Source organism: Agromyces subbeticus DSM 16689 (assembly GCF_000421565.1).
GTDB lineage: Bacteria > Actinomycetota > Actinomycetes > Actinomycetales > Microbacteriaceae > Agromyces > Agromyces subbeticus.
The window spans coordinates 21926-38239 of the sequence record NZ_ATXG01000005.1 but is presented as its reverse complement, the minus strand read 5'-3'; the positions used below and the strand labels follow the sequence as shown (position 1 = coordinate 38239).

The window sequence follows — 16314 nt, the reverse complement described above, 5'->3', positions numbered from 1 at the left end:
CGTCGGCCGGGGTCGTGACCGTGCCGGTGCCTCGCACGCTACTCATCGAGGAACCCCGACTGCGCCGGTGCCCACACCGCCCGGGCGAGGGCCTCGACCACCTGCGGTGCGCGGGGGCCGAAGCTCAGGATCTCGGTGTCGGCCATGTCGACGAATCGTCGATGCACGCCGGCGGGGGTCGAGGCCAGCGCCGGAACCCGCTCGAGCAGTCCGTCGACGCCGCCCACCGAGTCGAGCCCGCCGCTCATCAGCAGCACGAGATCGGGCTGGGCCGCCACGAGTGCTTCGGCCGTGACGGGCCGCATGCCCTGCCAGCCGATCTCGCTCGCGATGTCGACGCCGCCGATGGACTCGATGAGCGAATCGGCGCCCGACTCGGCGCCGAAGAGGTAGTAGACGTTCGCCGAGCCGCGCACGTAGAGGAACGCGATGCGCGGCCGCACGGCCGGGTCGTCGGGGACTGCCGCGTCGATGTCGGCGAGCACCCGGGCGAGGTCGGCGTCGACCTGCTCGGTGAGGAGCCGCCCCCGCTCGGGCACGCCGAGGGCAGCGGCCACTTGCCCGATGAGCTCGTCGATGTTGTCGAGGCTGCGCTCCGACGTGGTGATCACGACGGGGATTCCGCTGTCGCGGAGCTGGTCGAGCACGTCGAGCGGGCCGAGGGTGGTGTCGGTGATCACGACGCTCGGGTCGAGCGCGAGCAGCGCCTCGGCGGTCAGGTTGTGCCCGCCCTGCGTCACCACCGGCAGAGCGGATGCCTCGGCGAACCCGGTCGAGCTGTCACGCCCGACGACGCGGTCGCCGAGGCCGAGTCCGAACACCGTCGCCGCGAGCGAACCTGCGACATCGAGGGCGAGGATGCGCGACGCATCCGTCACCGTGACCTCGGTGCCCTCGTCGTCGGTGACCGTCGCCGGGAGTTGCGGCGACTCGTGGGACGTGATCGTCGGCAGCGCGGCGTCGGCGAGACACGCGGTCGACGGACCCTCGACGGCGCGCGGAGCCTCGTCGATCGCGAGCTCGGCGAATGGAAGCGCACTGGCCTCGCAGTGCGGCTCGGCGGCGGATCCGGATGCTGCCGCGGCGCAGCCGCTCGTGAGCAGCGCGGTTGCGACGAGCAGGGCGACGTACGCATGGCGCGATGAACGACGGGAGGCGATGAAGGTAGCCAAGTGAGGTAAGCCTTACCTTAAAGTTGACAGGGCGGCGTGATCACTCTAGCTTCATTCTTAGTTGAGCCTTACCTAACTCGGCTTTCCCTCGATCACCCCTCGCGATGCCGCGGAGCGCCCTGTGCGCGCCGCGGCTTCGCCATGCCTGGAGGACCGCGTCGTGAAGACACCGTCATCGATATCCACCCGTGCGGGAGGGCGCTGGCTCGCCGCCGCCCTCGCGGCGCTGCTCGCCCTCGGCGGCTCGACGCTCGCGACTGCACCGGCGTTCGCCGAGGAGTTCGCTCCGCCGGCGGCCGTCTCGCAGGAGCCTGCGCCGCAGGATGCCGCGCCGACGCAGGAGCCCGTCGTACCAGAGGCTGCGCCGGCGGATGCCGCGCAATCGGCCGGCCCCCAGGCGCCTCCGGCGTCGGCATCGGCAACCGCATCGGCTCCGGCGGAGACCGAGCCGACGACGGAGGCCGCGTCCGGCATCGCCGCGCCGGCCGAGACCGCGCCGGCCGCGGCAGCCGCCGCGATCGAGCCGACGCTGTCGATCTCGCCGGCCACCCAGGTCGACCCATCGATCGAGAACACCTTCACGGTCTCGGGCACCGGCTACGTCGGCCCGGGTGCCGCGAACGGCGCCTACGTGCTGCTCGGCGACGCGAGCATCTGGAACGGCAGCGGGCCGCTCGTCGCGACCGGCTGGCTGGCGCTCGCGTGGGTGCCGGCGTCGAAGATGGTCGACGGGGCGTTCACCACGACGCTGAAGGTTCCCGTGGGCAGCTTCGATCCGGCGAAGCAGTACGTCGCCGCGACATCCGCCGCCCATGGCCTCTCGGTCACCGATCGCTCGCTCGACGCCTTCGCCCCGATCGCGATCGCCCAGCCGAAGCCCGTCGCAGACCCGGTGCTGAGCGTGACGCCGGCGACGGACGTCGACCCCGCAGTCGAGCACACTTTCACGGTCTCGGGCACCGGCTACGTCGGTGACGGCGCGAAGAACGGCGCGTACGTGCTGCTCGGCGACGCGAGCATCTGGAACGGCAGCGGGCCGCTCGTCGCGACCGGCTGGCTGGCGCTCGCATGGGTGCCGGCGTCGAAGATGGTCGACGGTGCGTTCACGACGACGCTGAAGGTGCCTGCCGGATCGTTCGACCCGGCGAAGCAGTACGTCGCCGCGACATCCGCGGCCCACGGCCTCTCGGTCACCGACCGCTCGCTCGACGCCTTCGCCCCGATTGCCATCGCGAAGCCGAAGCCCGAGCCAGTGACGCCGACCGTCACCGTCTCGAAGACGAGCAAGCTCAACGCCTCGGGTGAGACGGTCACGGTCACGGGAACCGGGTTCGTTCCCAACGCCCCAGCGACCGATGGAGTGCGACCGCCGCTCGCGGGCAGGTTCGCCGGGGCTTACGTTGTCTTCGGCTCGTTCCTCGAGAACTGGAAGCCGAGCGCGGGCGCCCCATCGTCAGCCCGCGTCGCCGATTCGCAGAAGTGGGTCGTCGATGCAGCGGATGTCGCCGCCATCGGCGGTGCTCCCGCCGGTGCGGTCGCGATCGGCGCCGACGGCTCGTTCGAGGTCGAGCTGACGGTGCGCGAGTTCGACAAGGCCCTCGACGACGGCCACTACGGCGTCTACACGTACGCCGGCAGCGGCGCCAAGGTCGCGGCCTTCGAGACCTCCACGCCGATCTCGTTCGCCGACGAGATCACGCCGCCGACGACCCCGCCCACCACCCCGCCGACGACGCCCGCGCAACCCGGCACGAGTGTTCCGGTCGCGAGCGGCTCGCTCTCGTGGGGAGTCTCGGGCGACTTCCGCCGGTACATCGCCGGTGACACTGCGAAGGGCTCGATCTCGGTCGGCGGTGGCGCGACGCAGTCGGGCGGTGCCTTCCAGTTCGGCCAGACCGGTGGCACGTACAGCCCGATCACCGGAACCGGCACCGCCGGTTACGCCGGCTCGGTGCGGTTCACGGGCCACGGCGGACTGCTCGACCTGACGTTCGCGAATCCGACTCTGCGCGCCACGACCGCGACGAGCGGAGTGCTCGAACTCACGGTCAACGGCTCCCGGGTCGACTTCGCGACCGTCGACCTCGGCGCAGCGTCGAAGTCCATCGCGAGCGGTGCCACGAGGTTCGCGGGTGCACCGGTGACCCTCACGGCCGCCGGCGCGACGGCTTTCGACGGCTACTACTCGGCGGGCAAGACCCTCGATCCGCTCACTGCGGTGATCGGCACGCCGGGAGCAGCGCCCGCCGGTAATTCGGGAACAGTGGCGGCTGCGGCGCGGGCGACCCCGCTGGCCGTCGTGCCGCCGGCCCCGCCCGCCACGACCGGCATCGAACTCGACACCGCGACCCTCGCCGCTCTCGTCGAGGGCAAGACCGTCACGGTCACCGCCGACGGCTTCCAGCCCGCTGAGACCGGCATCATGGTCGTCGTCTACTCGACGCCCACGGTGCTCGCACGAGACCTGGTCGCCGACGCGAACGGCGTTGTCAGCTGGACGGGCAGCCTGCCCGCCGGCCTCGAGGCGGGCGAGCACACGCTCACCTTCCAGGGCTCGATCGCCAAGGGTATCCGATTCACGATCGCGGCGCCCGCCGGCCTGTGCACCGTCACGGCCGCGACGCTCCACTGGGGCTTCAAGCAGTCGTTCCTGCAGTACCTCGAGGGCGGCATCGCGAACGGCGAGTGGACGGTGACCGGCGCAAGCGAGGCCGACGGCGTCTTCTCGTTCACCGGTGGTGCCGGGTCGGTCGAGGCGGCCACCGGCCGCGGGCTCGTCACGTTCCCGGGTTCGGTGAAGTTCACGGGTCACGACGGTGCACTCGACACGACGATCGCGAACCCGTCGATCGAGCTCGTCGGCGGTGATGAGGGCTACCTGCGTCTCGACGTGACCGGTACGACCCAAGACGGTCAGCCCGTCACGGCGCAGTCGGTGCGGTTCGCGAAGCTCGACCTCGGCGACGTGCTCGCTCGCGACGGCGACGCGCTCGTGGCGACGGCGGCCCCCGCCGTCTTCACCGAGGAGGGTGCCGCCGCGTTCGGCACGTACACCGCAGGCGAGGAGCTCGACCCGGTCTCGTTCTCGATCGGCGTGCCGGCCGATTGCGGCATCGAGGCCGAAGCCGCGGCTGCGAAGCCCGAGGTGAAGCCGGCGGCGGCCACGCAGCTCGAAGCGCAGAACACCGCGGCCGACAGCCAGGCGACCTGGCTCATCTGGCTCGCCGCGGCACTGATGGTGCTGGCGATCGCCGCGATCACCGTGTTCGTGGTGCAGCGGAAGCGCCGCGCGACCGCCTGATCCGTTCCGACTCGCCGGAACGTCGAGTGACGGGAGGCTCACCCAGCTGGTGAGCCTCCCGTCGCCGTTTCAGCACGGGTGCGGGAGAATGGAGGGGTGACCGACCCATCGAATGCACCTGAGCCCGTCGACCCGCGTGAGACCGAGATCGCGCGTGACACGGTGACGGTGCGGCGCGCCCCGCGCTACTCGCGGTTCATCATGCTCGGCGCGCTCGTGGGCGTCGTCGTGGCGCTCATTCTCACCGTCGCCTTTCCCGACAACGACGAGTTCGACAAGGGCCAGATCTTCGGCTTCCTGCTGCTTGCGTGCGCCACGGTCGGCGTCGCGCTCGGCGCCGTCGTCGCGCTCGTCATCGACCGGGCGACCGCGCGTCACGCAGCCTCGGTGACGGTTGAGCACGAGACGATCCACCCGCCGGTCGACGAGTAGCCGGCGGAGCCGGCCGAACGCTCCGCCGCGGCAGCCGCCTCAAGTGACGATGAGACTCGCGACCGCGTCGGCGAACTCGCGCGGCGCCTCTTGCGGCAGGTCGTGGCCGATGCCCGGCAGCTCGCGAAACGTGTACGGCCCGGTGAACGCATCGCGATCGTCTGACGCATGCGGCCCGCCGATGCCGTCGGCGCCGCTCTCGAGTACGACGGTCGGCACGGTGATGGGCGGCTCGGCGGCGAGCGCGGTCTCGGTGGCCGCGTATCGTGGGTCGCCCGCCACGAGCCCCGAGCGGTGCCGGTAGGAGTGGATCACGACATCGACGAAGTCGGGGTTCGACAGGCTCGGGGCGCTCGCCCGGAATGCGTCGGCGGCGCCGGCCCACTCGGGTGACCAGCTCGTCCAGAGCAACTCGCAGAACTCGTCGCGGTAGCGCTCCAGCCCGCGCCGGCCGGCCTCGGAGTGGAAGTAGTACTTGTACCAGTACGTGCGCTCCCACTCGGGCCGGGTGGGCTCTTGCGCGAACGCCGGGTTGAAGATGTTGTAGCCGCCCACCGTGACGAGACCCGCGACCCGCTCGGGATGCAGTGCCGCGACGATGCACGCAGCACGCCCGCCCCAGTCGAAGCCGCCGACGACCGCGCGTTCGACGCCGAGACCGTCGAGCAGGTCGAGCAGGTCGTGCGCGAGGGCGGCCTGCTCACCCGAACGCAGCGTCGTGGCGTCGGTGAACCGGGTCGGACCGTACCCGCGCAGGTACGGCGCGATCACGCGAACGCCGGATGCCGCGAGCATTTCGGCCGCTTGGTCGAACGCACGAACGTCGTAGGGGAAGCCGTGCGCGAGCACCGCGACCGGCCCGTCTGCAGGGCCGGCCTCTTCGTACGCGATGTCGAGCACCGAGGTGCGCACAGTGCCGGTGCGAGTGAATCCCATGCAGGCAGTCTGCAGCACCACACCGACATGCGGAGGACCTCAGCGTCGGGTGGAGGCGCGCTCGACCAGGCTCGTGTCGAACTCGTGGCGTCGTTCCTCGAGCTGTTCGCCTTGGATGCGGCGAAGCAGCAACTCGACGGCGAATCGGCCCATCTCGGCGTAGGGCTGGCGCATCGTCGTGAGTTGGGGGTCGATCAGCACCGCGGCCCGCTCGTCGTCGAAGCCGACGAGCGCGACGTCGTCGGGCACGCGCAGCCCCCGAGCTCGCAGGGTGCGAACCGCCGGCGCGGCCATCAGGTCGGCAAGGCAGAAGACGGCGTCGATGTGCACCCCGCGCTCGAGCGCGGCGTCGAGCTCGGGCCAGATCTCGCGCGATTCGTCGAACGGGTCGGCGCAGTCGATCAGGAGCGATTCGTCGACCGCGATGCCGGCCGCCTCGAGCGCTTCGCGGTAGCCGATCGTGCGCTCGTCGATGAAGAGTCCGTCGCCCCAGTCGGTGGGGGAGTCGCCGAGTTCGGCGCGAAGCAGCGCGATCGATCGCCGCCCCTGGGCGATGAGGTGCTCGACCGCTGCCCGCGCACCCTCCCGGTTCCGTGCGGAGATGGTCGGAAACCGGACCGCGCGGCTCGTGTCGTCGACCGCGATGGCGGGCAGCGCGATGCGATCGCACGCGTCGCGAACGGCATCCTGGTCGGGCATGCTGATGACGATGACGCCCTCGGTGGGCACGTTGGCGAGCCCTTCGACAACGGCCGCCGTGCCACCGTCGATACCCGCCACCGGGTGCACCATGAGTTGGTACCCCTCGTCGGATGCCGCCCTGAATGCCGCGCGGATGACGGGCTCCCACCATCCCCAACCGGCATCGGGCACGATCACGCTGATGGCGTGATAGCCGCCCGAGCGGAGCGCACGAGCCGTGACCGACGGGCGGTAGCCGAGCTCGCGCGCCACTGAGCGAACTCGCTCGCGCGTCGCCTCGCTGACATCGGGGTGGTCGCCGAGCGCCCGCGACACCGTGGCGATGCCCACGCCTGCAGCGCTCGACACATCGATCAGGGTCACTCTGCGTGCCATCTCGCCCCTCGTGATCGCCGCTCGTTCGAAGTCGGGCTTGACGCGTGACCCGACCTGGCCTATCTTAGCGGAAGCGTTACCGGAAACGTTTCCGGTAACGCTTCCAGAACAACCATCCACTAGTCTCAATGATGAGGATCCCCCAATGTCTGCATCACTCAGTTCCCCCGGAGTGCTGGCCCCGGCCACCCGTAAGCCGGTCGGGCCGCTGTTCATCGCGGTGTACGCACTGGTCATGTTCGGCATCTGGATGTCGATCATGCTTCCCGCATCGGTCACGATCGCCCTGCGCATCTCCGAGATCGATCCCGACAACAAGACGACGAGCTACTCCATCGCCGCGGGCGTCGGCACGCTCGTCGCGCTGCTGGCCAATCCGTTCTTCGGCCGGCTCAGCGACCGCACGAGAAGCCGCTTCGGACGTCGCCGCCCCTGGATCGTGATCGGCCTCGCCGGCACGATCGCCGGCGCCGCCATCATCGGCCTCAGCAACTCGATGCCGATGCTCCTGCTCGGCTGGATCATCATGCAGGCGTTCGTGAACGCGGCCATCGCCGCGGCACTCGCGATCGTGCCCGACCGCATCCCCGAGAAGCAGCAGGGTCTCGTCGGCTCCCTTTCGGGCACGGCCTCAGCGGCGGCCCTGCTGGTCGGCGTGTTCTTCGTGCAGTGGTTCCCGTCGAACATGCTCGCCCAGTTCGGCCTGCCCGTGCTCGTCGCCATCGTCTTCTCGGTGGTGCTGATCGCCATGTTCCGCGATGACACCCCGGCGCCCGCCGACATCGAGCCGTTCAGCCTGCGCGAGTTCATCGGCAGCTTCTACGTCAACCCGCGCACCTCGCCCGATTTCGCCAAGCTCCTCGCCGCGCTCTTCCTGATCTCCTGCGGGCTCGGAGTCATCGCGACCTACACGGTCTACATCCTCCAGGACCGCATCCAGGCGAGCGAGGCCGAACTGCCCGGGCTCATCACGCTGGCGTACGTGTCCCGGGCATCCTCGCGGTTGCGATCGCTCCGGTCGCCGGCTGGCTCAACGACCGCACCGGCCGCCGAAAGCTGGTGCTCGGCGCAGGCGCCGTCGCGATCGCGGCGGGAATCCTCGTGATCGCGTTCGCCGGCACCGTGCCGGTCTTCCTGCTCGGGGTGTGCCTCGTCTCGGGTGTCGGCACCGGGTTGCTGTACGGCAGCTACATCGGATTCGCCGTGGCGACGATGAACGACCCGGCGACAGCCGCGCGCGACCTCGGCGTCACGAACATCGCGATCACCCTGCCGTTCTCGATCATGCCCTTCGCGGCGCCCCTCCTGCTCGGCATCGGCGGCGCCGCGCCGAACTACCCGGTGCTGCTCGTCGTCAGCGCCGTGCTCACCCTGCTGGGCTTCGTGCCGATGCTCGCCATCCGCTCGACGCGCTGACCGGCCGACGCCCTGACCTTCAGAAAGAGAACACCCATGAACGACTACCGTGACCCCGCCCTGCCCGTCGACCGCCGTGTCGACGACCTGCTGGGCCGCATGACCGTCGCCGAGAAGGCCGCGCTCATGTTCCACCCCTCGACCGCTCCGGCGGGCGACGGCCTGAGCGAGGCCGACGCCATCGCCGCGGCCGAGCGATTCGCCGGTGAGCGGGGCATCAGCCACTTCAACGTGCTCGGCGGGCAGGACAGCGCGGCCGTCGCGGCATGGCACAACACGCTTCAGGAGATCGCCGAGGCAACCCGGCTCGGCATCCCGGTGACGTTGTCGACCGACCCCAGGCACGGGTTCCGCAGCAACCTCTTCACGGGGCAGGCGCTCGACAGCCTGTCGCGCTGGCCGGATGCCCCCGGCATCGCCGCGATCGGCGGCCTCGACGCTGCGCGATCGTTCGGCGACACCATGCGCCGCGAACTGCTCGCGATGGGCATCCGCGTGTTCCTCGGCCCGATGGCCGACCTGTTCACCGAGCCGCGCTGGTCACGCGGCTCCGGCACGTTCGGCGAGCACCCCGAGCGGGTGGCCGAACTGACGGTCGCCTTCATCGAGGCGTTGCGCGGCGGCACCGAGCTCGGGCCCGACTCGGTCGCTGCCGTGGTCAAGCACTTCCCGGGCGGCGGCCCGCAACTGAACGGCGACGACGCGCACGACCCGCGCTACCCAGAGCAGGTGTACCCCGGCGGAATGCAGGAGCTGCATCTCGAGCCGTTCACGCGCGCCTTCGCAGCCGGCGCCACGCAGGTCATGACGTACTACGGCAAGCCCGTCGGCACCGAGTGGGAAGAGGTGGGCTTCGCGTTCAACGCGCCCGTCGTCCGCGACATCCTTCGCCGCCGCCTCGGCTTCGACGGCATCGTCGTGACGGATTGGAATCTGCTCGAGAGCGAGAGCGTCGCCGGGCTCGAGTTCGGCCCCAACGGCTGGGGCCTCGAGCACCTCACGCCGGTCGAGCGCGCCGCGATCGCTATCGACGTGGGCGTCGACCAGTTCGGCGGCGACCGGAACCCGGCGCTCGTCGAGGAACTCGTCGATTCGGGCCGCATCACCGAGGCGCGCATCGACGAGTCGGTGCGTCGCCTGCTGCACGAGAAGTTCCAGCTCGGCGCTTTCGAGCACCGCCGGGTCGACACCGAGGCCGCGCGTGCGGAGTGCGGTTCGCCCGTGTTCTTCGAGCGCGGCGTCGCCGCCCAGCGGGCCTCACTCGTGCTGCTCGCAGAGAACCACGGCGCGCGTGCGCTCGCTGCCGGCTCGCGCGTGCTGCTCGACGGCGTGTCGCCCGATGCGCTGCCGGCCGCCGATCTCGTCGCGGTCGACGAGCTCGATCAGGCCGACGCCGTGCTCGTGCGACTCGACTCGCCGTTCGAACCCGGGCGCGGATCGCTCGGCGACTTCTTCCGCGGCGGCAGCCTCGCCTTCACCGGCGAGGTCGTCGAACGGATGCGCCGCTATGCCGAGCACGCGCCGGTGTACGTGTCGGTCTACCTCGAGCGACCGGCCGTGCTCACCCCGTTGCTCGACATCGCGGCGGTCGTCGTCGGCGACTTCGGTGCGAGCGACGCCGTGGTGCTCGACGCGTTCACCGGGCGGGCGGCATTCAGCGGCACCCTGCCGTTCGACCTGCCGTCGTCGATGGCTGCGGTCGAGGCCTCGCGCGAGGACGTGCCGTTCGACACGGCGGACCCGCTCTTCCGCACCGGGTTCGGGCTGCAGCGCACGCTCGGCCTCGAGGGCACCACCGAGGGCCGCCTCACGGCCTGAGTCGCGCCGGCCGGCGCGCCGACGACACGGCGCGCACAACGGCGAGCGGATGCCGCGGCATCCGCTCGCCGTTTCGCGTCAGCTGAGCTGCGTGCGCTCCACCCAGCCGAGGTACTCCTCGGTGACGGTGCCGGTGACGTACTCGCCCGTGAAGCACGAGAGGTCGAGCTGCTCGATCGAGGTGCCGTCGGTGATCGCGGCCTGGAGGTCGGCGACCTCTTGGTAGATCATGTGGTCGGCGCTCAGCTCGGCGGCGATCTCGGGGATCTTGCGGCCGTAGGCGATGAGCTCTTCGCGGCTCGGCATGTTGATGCCGTAGACGTGCGGGAAGCGCACGGGCGGTGCTGCCGAGGTGAACGTGACCTTGTTGGCGCCGGCGGCACGGGCCATCTCGACGATCTCTTTCGAGGTCGTGCCGCGCACGATCGAGTCGTCGACGATGAGGATGTTCTTGCCCTTGAACTCGGTGCCCATGGCGTTGAGCTTCTGGCGCACCGAGCGCTTGCGCTCGGCCTGGCCGGGCATGATGAACGTGCGGCCGACGTAGCGGTTCTTGTAGAACCCCTCGCGGTATTCGATGCCGAGCTTCTGCGCGACCTGCATCGCGGCCGGGCGCGATGAGTCGGGAATGGGCATGACGACGTCGATGTCGCCCTTGTCCATGTACGTCTCGATGGTCGTCGCGAGCCGGTCGCCCATGCGCAGTCGCGCCTCGTAGACCGAGATGCCGTTCATGATCGAGTCGGGGCGGGCGAGGTAGACGTACTCGAACGAGCACGGCACGAGCTGCGCGTTCTTCGCGCATTGCCGCGAGATCATCTGGCCGTCGAGGCCGATGAAGATGGCCTCGCCGGGTCGCACGTCGCGCACGATCTCGTAGCCGCCCGATTCGAGCACGAGCGATTCGGATGCCACGATCCACTCGTCTCGGCCGTTGTCGGCGGTGCGCCGGCCCAGGATGAGCGGGCGGATGCCGAACGGGTCGCGGAACGCGAGCAGGCCGTAGCCGGCGATGAGCGCGATGACGGCGTAGGAGCCCTCGACGCGCTCGTGCACCTGCTCGACCGCCGTGAAGACCTGGTCGGGGTCGAGGTCGAGGCCGGTGATCTGGGTCTGCAGCTCGGTGGCGAGCACGTTGAGCAGCATCTCGGTGTCGCTCGTCGAGTTGACGTGCCGGCGGTCGATGCGGAACAGGTCTTCTGAGAGCTCGCGGGTGTTCGTGAGGTTTCCGTTGTGCACGAGGATGATGCCGTAGGGCGCGTTCACGTAGAACGGCTGCGCCTCTTCTTCGCGCTCGGCGGCGCCCTTCGTCGTGTACCGCACGTGACCGAGGCCGATGTTGCCGATCAGCGAGCGCATGTCGCGGGTGCGGAACGCCTCGCGCACCTGGCCGCGCGCCTTGGCCATGTGGAACACCGGCCCGTCGGCGGTCGCGATGCCGGTCGAGTCCTGACCGCGGTGCTGCAGCAGGAGCAGGCTGTCGTAGATCTGCTGGTTGGCCGGTTCAGTGGAGACGATGCCGACGATGCCGCACATGCGAGCGATGGCTCCTCGAAGGTGGGGGAAGTGTCCGAGCAGGACAATCAATCCTCCCATACCTCTGATGGGTGAATGCCGGGCGCGGTCTCGCGTGCGGATTCGCCGCGAGGTCTTGCTTCTGGGGTTTATTTAGGTCTAAATTAACTCACATCTGCACGACCGAACACTCCGAGGACTCAATGGCGATCCGCTCCACCTTGCGCACCGATCTGAACCGCTCGGCGATCCTCGCGCAGCTCGGTGCCAACGGCCCCGCCTCCCGCGCCGATCTCGCCCGCGTGCTCGCCGTCTCCCCGGCCCTCATGACCCAGCTCGTGAAGGACCTCATCGTCGACGGACTGGTGGTCGAACTCGAGCAGGCGCCCTCGAACGGCGGACGCCCTGCACGGATGCTCGGCCTCGCGGCGTCATCGGGCCGCGCCATCGGGGTGAAGGTCGTCGCCGATCATGTCGCATTCGTCGAGGTGGGTATCGACGGGCGGGTCCTGCGCTCGGCGAGCGTGCCGTACGACGCCGCATCGAGCGTCTCCCTCGCCGAGCTGATCGCACGCATCCAGGCGTTCATCGCCGACGGAACGGGCGCGACGCTCCTCGGCATCGGCGTCGGCGTGCCCGGCAGCGTCGACCTGCCGGGAGACGGCATCGTCGACGCGCCACAGCTCGGCTGGTCGGGCGTCGAACTCGGCCGCGCGCTTCGCCGCGCCCTCGACCTGCCGGTGATCGTCGAGAACAATGTCAACGCGCTCGCCGTCGCCGAGCGTCTCTTCGGGCTCGGTCGCGCACACGACAACTTCCTCGTGGTCACGATCGGCACTGGTATCGGCGCAGGCATCGTGGTCGACGGGAGCGTGCTCCGGGCCGCCTCGGGCGGCGCAGGCGAGATCGGGCACATCCCGATCAGCGACGACGGTCCGCGCTGCAGCTGCGGCAACGACGGATGCCTCGAGGCCTACATCGGCGAAGCAGCTCTCGTCGCCCGTGCCCGCGAGCTCGGCGTGATCGCCGCCGATGACCGCATCGCCGAGCTGCACGCGGCCGCAGAATCCGGTGACGATCGCGCGCTCGCAGTCTTCGATGACGCCGGTCGGCTGCTCGGCCGCACCCTCGCCGGCGTCGTGCACATGATCGATCCAGCGCTCGTCATCGTGCTGGGCGAGGGAACGACATCGTGGCGTCACTGGGCGCACGGCTTCGAGCCGTCGTTCCGCTCGCACCTCCTTCGGCACCGGCGCAGCCTCCCGGTCGAGGTCGAGACCTGGCAGGACGAGAGCTGGGCGCAGGGAGCCGCGGCGCTCGTGCTCGCGACGCCGTTCGACTCGGCCGGCGCCTCGGGCGACCAGGGCCGGCTGATCCGCGCCCGGCTCGTCGAGCAAGCGGGCAGATCATGACCGCCCTCGTCGGAGCGGCGGCCGCCGAGATCGACGGTGGATCATCGTCTTCGGCGACCGGCGTCGCTCCGCGACATCCGTCGGCCCGTGGGTCGCGGCGTCGCTACGCGCTCACAGTGCTCGCCTTCATGCTGCCGAGTGCCATCCCGCTCGTGCTCTTCGTGCTCGGCCCGATGGTGGCGGCCGCATGGATCAGCCTCACCGAGTGGAACCTGCTCTCGCCGGCGAAATGGGTCGGGCTCGACAACTACGCGACCCTGCTCACGGATCCCGCGACGGGCGACGTCTTCCTGCACACCGTGTACTACATCGTCGGCTATCTGCCGCTCGTGTACGTCGGCGGTCTCGCGATCGCGCTCGCGCTGAACACGGCGCTCCGCGGCCGCACGCTGTTGCGCGGGATCTACTTCCTGCCGGTCATCACGAGCTGGATCGTCGTCGCCCTCGTCTGGCGATGGCTCCTGAACCCCAGCAACGGCGTGGTGAACACGGTGCTCGGCTTCTTCGGCATCGAGGGGCCCGGATGGTGGTCGGATCCGGCATGGGCGATGCCGTCGATCATCCTCGCTTCGGCGTGGAAGGATCTCGGCTTCGTCATGGTGATCCTGCTCGCCGGGCTCCAGGCGATCGACCCCGGACTCGTCGATGCGGCACGCGTCGACGGCGCGGGCTGGTGGCGTCGGCTCTTCTCCATCACCCTCCCGCTCTTGTCGCCTGCCACGTTCTTCGTCGTCGTGATCTCGCTCATCAACGGGTTCCAGGTCTTCGACCAGGTCTACGCGATGACCGGGGGCGGGCCGGGTGGCGCGACCCAGGTGGTCGTGCAGCAGATCTACGACCTCACCTTCCGGTATGGCAAGGCCGGCGAGGCATCCGCTCTCTCGTGGCTGCTCTTCATCGTGATCCTCGCGGTCACGGTCGTGCAGATCCGCGGCCAACGCAAGTGGGTGAACTATGGCTGAGACGACGCTTCGAGCGACCGGGCCCCGCACCGTCGCGGCACGCACCGTCGCGGCACGCACCGCCGCGGCACGTGCCGCGATGGGACGCAGCGTACTGCTGCACACCGTGATGGTGATCGGCGCGCTCGTGATGTTCTTCCCGTTCTACTGGACGCTCGTCACCTCGCTGAGCCCGGGCAGCGGGCTCGGCTCGACGCCGTCGCTCCTGCCGGCCGACCCGGGCTTCGACGCCTACGTGCAGCTCTTCCAGCAGGTGCCGTTCGCGAGGGTCGTCGGAAACAGCATGCTGCTCGCCGTCGTCACGACCCTCGTGCAGCTCTTCACGAGTGCGACGGCCGCCTACGCCTTCAGCCGTCTGCCGTTCCCGGGCCGCACGGTCGTGTTCGGCGTGTACCTCGCGACGATGATGATCCCACTGCAGGTGCTCGTCGTGCCGCTGTTCGCCGAGCTGAAGGCGTTCGGACTCGTCGACACCTACCTCGGCGCGCTGCTGCCGACATTCGCGGCCGCCTTCGGCATCTTCCTGCTGCGGCAGGCGATGAACCAGGTGCCGATCGAGCTCGATGAGGCCGCCGCCCTCGACGGCGCCGGCCACTTCCGGATCTTCTGGACGGTGATCCTCCCGAACATCCGGCCGGCCCTCGCCACCCTCGCGGTCTTCGCGTTCATGGGCAGCTGGAACAGCTTCCTCTGGCCGCTCGTCGTGCTGCGCTCGCCGGAATTGCAGACGCTGCCGGTTGCACTCGCCGGCCTGCAGGGCCAGTTCACCACGCAGTGGGACATCGTCATGGCCGGTTCGGTGATCAGCATCCTGCCGATGCTCGCCATCTATCTCTTCGCCCAGAAGTACGTGATCCAGGGTGTCGCCAATGCCGGCTTGAAGTAGTCGGCCGGCGTCGGTCGCCACCCGACCCATGCACCGCACCATCCACTCCGCCTCACCCATATCGAAGGAGATACCCATCATGAGGACCACAGCACTCGCAACGGTCGGCCTCGCTGCCGCCGTCGCGCTCACCCTGAGCGGTTGCGCCGCCGGCGGGGACCAGGAGTCCGGTGACGTCACGATCACCTACACGAACTTCATCTCCAACGACGGCAACGAAGAGAACCTCGAGAAGATCGTCGCCGCGTTCGAAGAGGAGAATCCCGACATCACCGTCGAGGTCACCACGCTCCCGTACGCCGACTACGGCACGGCGCTGCAGACCGACCTCGCAGCAGGCACCGTCGCCGACGTGTTCGACATCGAGTACTCGAATTACGCCCAGTACCAGGCCAACGGCGTTCTGGCGGAGCTGCCCGTCGAGGCCCCCGACGCGTATCGCCAGAGTGTGCTCGATGCCTATCAGACCGATGGCGTGCAGTACGCACTCCCGAGCTCGTTCTCGACCGTTGTGCTGTTCTACAACCGCGACCTCTTCGACGCGGCGGGGCTCGAGTACCCGACCTCCGACTGGACCTGGGCCGAGGAGCAGGCCGCGGCCGAGAAGCTCACCGACGCCGCGGCAGGTGCGTGGGGCGACCACCAGCCGGTGAGCTTCTACGAGTTCTACAAGGTGCTGGCGCAGAACGGCGGCGAGTTCCTCGACAAGAGCGGCACGAAGACCGCCTTCAACTCGCCCGAGGGCATCGAAGCCGCCGAGTGGCTGGTCGGCAAGAGCGGCACCGTGATGCCGACGATCGAAGCGGGGCAGGGCACTCCCGACTTCGACACGACCCTGTTCACCGACGGCAAGCTCGGCATGCTGCACACCGGAATCTGGATGTTCGGCGCCTTCGCCGACGTTCCGTTCGGCTGGGACATCGCCGTCGAGCCCGGCAACACCGAGCAGGCGAGCGCCCTGTTCTCGAACGCCGTCGGCGTCTCCGCCGAGTCCGACCACGTCGAGGCGGCCGCGAAGTTCGCCGAGTTCCTCACGTCGAGCGAGGTCATGGTCGAGGCTCGCCTCGAATCCGGATGGGAACTGCCGGCGACGTCCGACGAAGCAGCGCTCGCGAGCTACCTCGAGCTCGGCACCCCCGAGAACCGGCAGGCCGTCTTCGACTCGCTCGAGCAGGTCGCGCTGCCGCCCGTGGTGGCTGAGGGCCAGCAGGAGATGCAGGACATCATGACCGAGGAACTCGTGGAAGCGCAGTCGGGCCGCAAGTCCGTCGAAGAAGCGCTCAGCTCGGCCGAAGAGCGCATCAACGCCGCCATCGGCGGCTGAGAAGCGTCGGGCCGGGGCGCAGTGCCGGCCTCGGCCCGACGAAGCACAGGACCACCCACGAAC

General features: G+C 69.6%; 13 protein-coding genes. 9 read left to right on the top strand and 4 right to left on the bottom strand.

Annotated elements, in window-relative coordinates; genetic code table 11:
• Nucleotides 1–38: 38 nt before the first annotated feature.
• Entirely contained in the window at nucleotides 39–1172 is a 1134-nt protein-coding gene (locus H521_RS0109145; protein WP_022892725.1) for a heme/hemin ABC transporter substrate-binding protein, read from the bottom strand.
• 160 nt (nucleotides 1173–1332) lie between these two features.
• Between H521_RS0109145 and H521_RS25000 the strand changes: the two genes are divergently transcribed.
• Nucleotides 1333–4473, top strand: a complete 3141-nt coding sequence (locus H521_RS25000; RefSeq protein ID WP_026482111.1) for an HtaA domain-containing protein — start codon at nucleotides 1333–1335, stop codon at nucleotides 4471–4473.
• Nucleotides 4474–4569: 96 nt separating this feature from the next.
• Nucleotides 4570–4905: a hypothetical protein gene (locus H521_RS0109135; protein ID WP_022892723.1), complete on the top strand. Its 336-nt coding sequence runs from the start codon at nucleotides 4570–4572 to the stop codon at nucleotides 4903–4905.
• Nucleotides 4906–4944: 39 nt separating this feature from the next.
• Here H521_RS0109135 and H521_RS0109130 read toward each other — a convergent pair whose 3' ends face one another.
• On the bottom strand, nucleotides 4945–5841 hold the full coding sequence (locus H521_RS0109130; RefSeq protein ID WP_026482109.1) for an alpha/beta fold hydrolase: 897 nt from the start codon (nucleotides 5839–5841) through the stop codon (nucleotides 4945–4947).
• 39 nt (nucleotides 5842–5880) lie between these two features.
• On the bottom strand, nucleotides 5881–6918 hold the full coding sequence (locus tag H521_RS0109125; protein WP_022892721.1) for a LacI family DNA-binding transcriptional regulator: 1038 nt from the start codon (nucleotides 6916–6918) through the stop codon (nucleotides 5881–5883).
• Nucleotides 6919–7063: 145 nt separating this feature from the next.
• Here H521_RS0109125 and H521_RS22495 point away from each other — a divergent pair, with 145 nt between their 5' ends.
• From H521_RS22495 to H521_RS0109115, 3 genes are read left to right on the top strand one after another with little or no spacing between them, the layout of a single operon-like run.
• Nucleotides 7064–8023, top strand: a complete 960-nt coding sequence (locus H521_RS22495; RefSeq protein WP_211215494.1) for an MFS transporter — start codon at nucleotides 7064–7066, stop codon at nucleotides 8021–8023.
• On the top strand, nucleotides 7912–8334 hold the full coding sequence (locus H521_RS26240) for an MFS transporter (protein ID WP_211215495.1): 423 nt from the start codon (nucleotides 7912–7914) through the stop codon (nucleotides 8332–8334). Before H521_RS22495 ends, H521_RS26240 begins: the two co-directional genes overlap by 112 nt.
• A 36-nt stretch (nucleotides 8335–8370) precedes the next feature.
• Entirely contained in the window at nucleotides 8371–10152 is a 1782-nt protein-coding gene (locus H521_RS0109115; protein WP_022892718.1) for a glycoside hydrolase family 3 protein, read from the top strand.
• Nucleotides 10153–10230: 78 nt separating this feature from the next.
• On the opposite strand, the gene purF is transcribed toward H521_RS0109115, so the two are convergent.
• On the bottom strand, nucleotides 10231–11688 hold the full coding sequence (gene purF / locus H521_RS0109110) for an amidophosphoribosyltransferase (protein WP_022892717.1): 1458 nt from the start codon (nucleotides 11686–11688) through the stop codon (nucleotides 10231–10233).
• A gap of 182 nt (nucleotides 11689–11870) precedes the next feature.
• Between purF and H521_RS0109105 the strand changes: the two genes are divergently transcribed.
• The 4 genes from H521_RS0109105 (at nucleotide 11871) to H521_RS0109090 (ending at nucleotide 16251) form a co-directional block, all read left to right on the top strand.
• On the top strand, nucleotides 11871–13079 hold the full coding sequence (locus tag H521_RS0109105; RefSeq protein WP_022892716.1) for an ROK family transcriptional regulator: 1209 nt from the start codon (nucleotides 11871–11873) through the stop codon (nucleotides 13077–13079).
• Nucleotides 13076–14041, top strand: coding sequence for a carbohydrate ABC transporter permease (locus H521_RS0109100; protein WP_022892715.1), 966 nt, complete (start codon nucleotides 13076–13078; stop codon nucleotides 14039–14041). The genes H521_RS0109105 and H521_RS0109100 overlap by 4 nt, the downstream gene beginning before the upstream one ends.
• Nucleotides 14034–14927 (top strand): carbohydrate ABC transporter permease, encoded by an 894-nt coding sequence (locus H521_RS0109095; protein WP_022892714.1) that lies wholly within the window; start codon nucleotides 14034–14036, stop codon nucleotides 14925–14927. The genes H521_RS0109100 and H521_RS0109095 overlap by 8 nt, the downstream gene beginning before the upstream one ends.
• A 79-nt stretch (nucleotides 14928–15006) precedes the next feature.
• A complete protein-coding gene (locus H521_RS0109090) occupies nucleotides 15007–16251 on the top strand; it encodes an ABC transporter substrate-binding protein (protein WP_022892713.1) in 1245 nt (414 codons plus the stop codon).
• Nucleotides 16252–16314 lie beyond the last annotated feature (63 nt).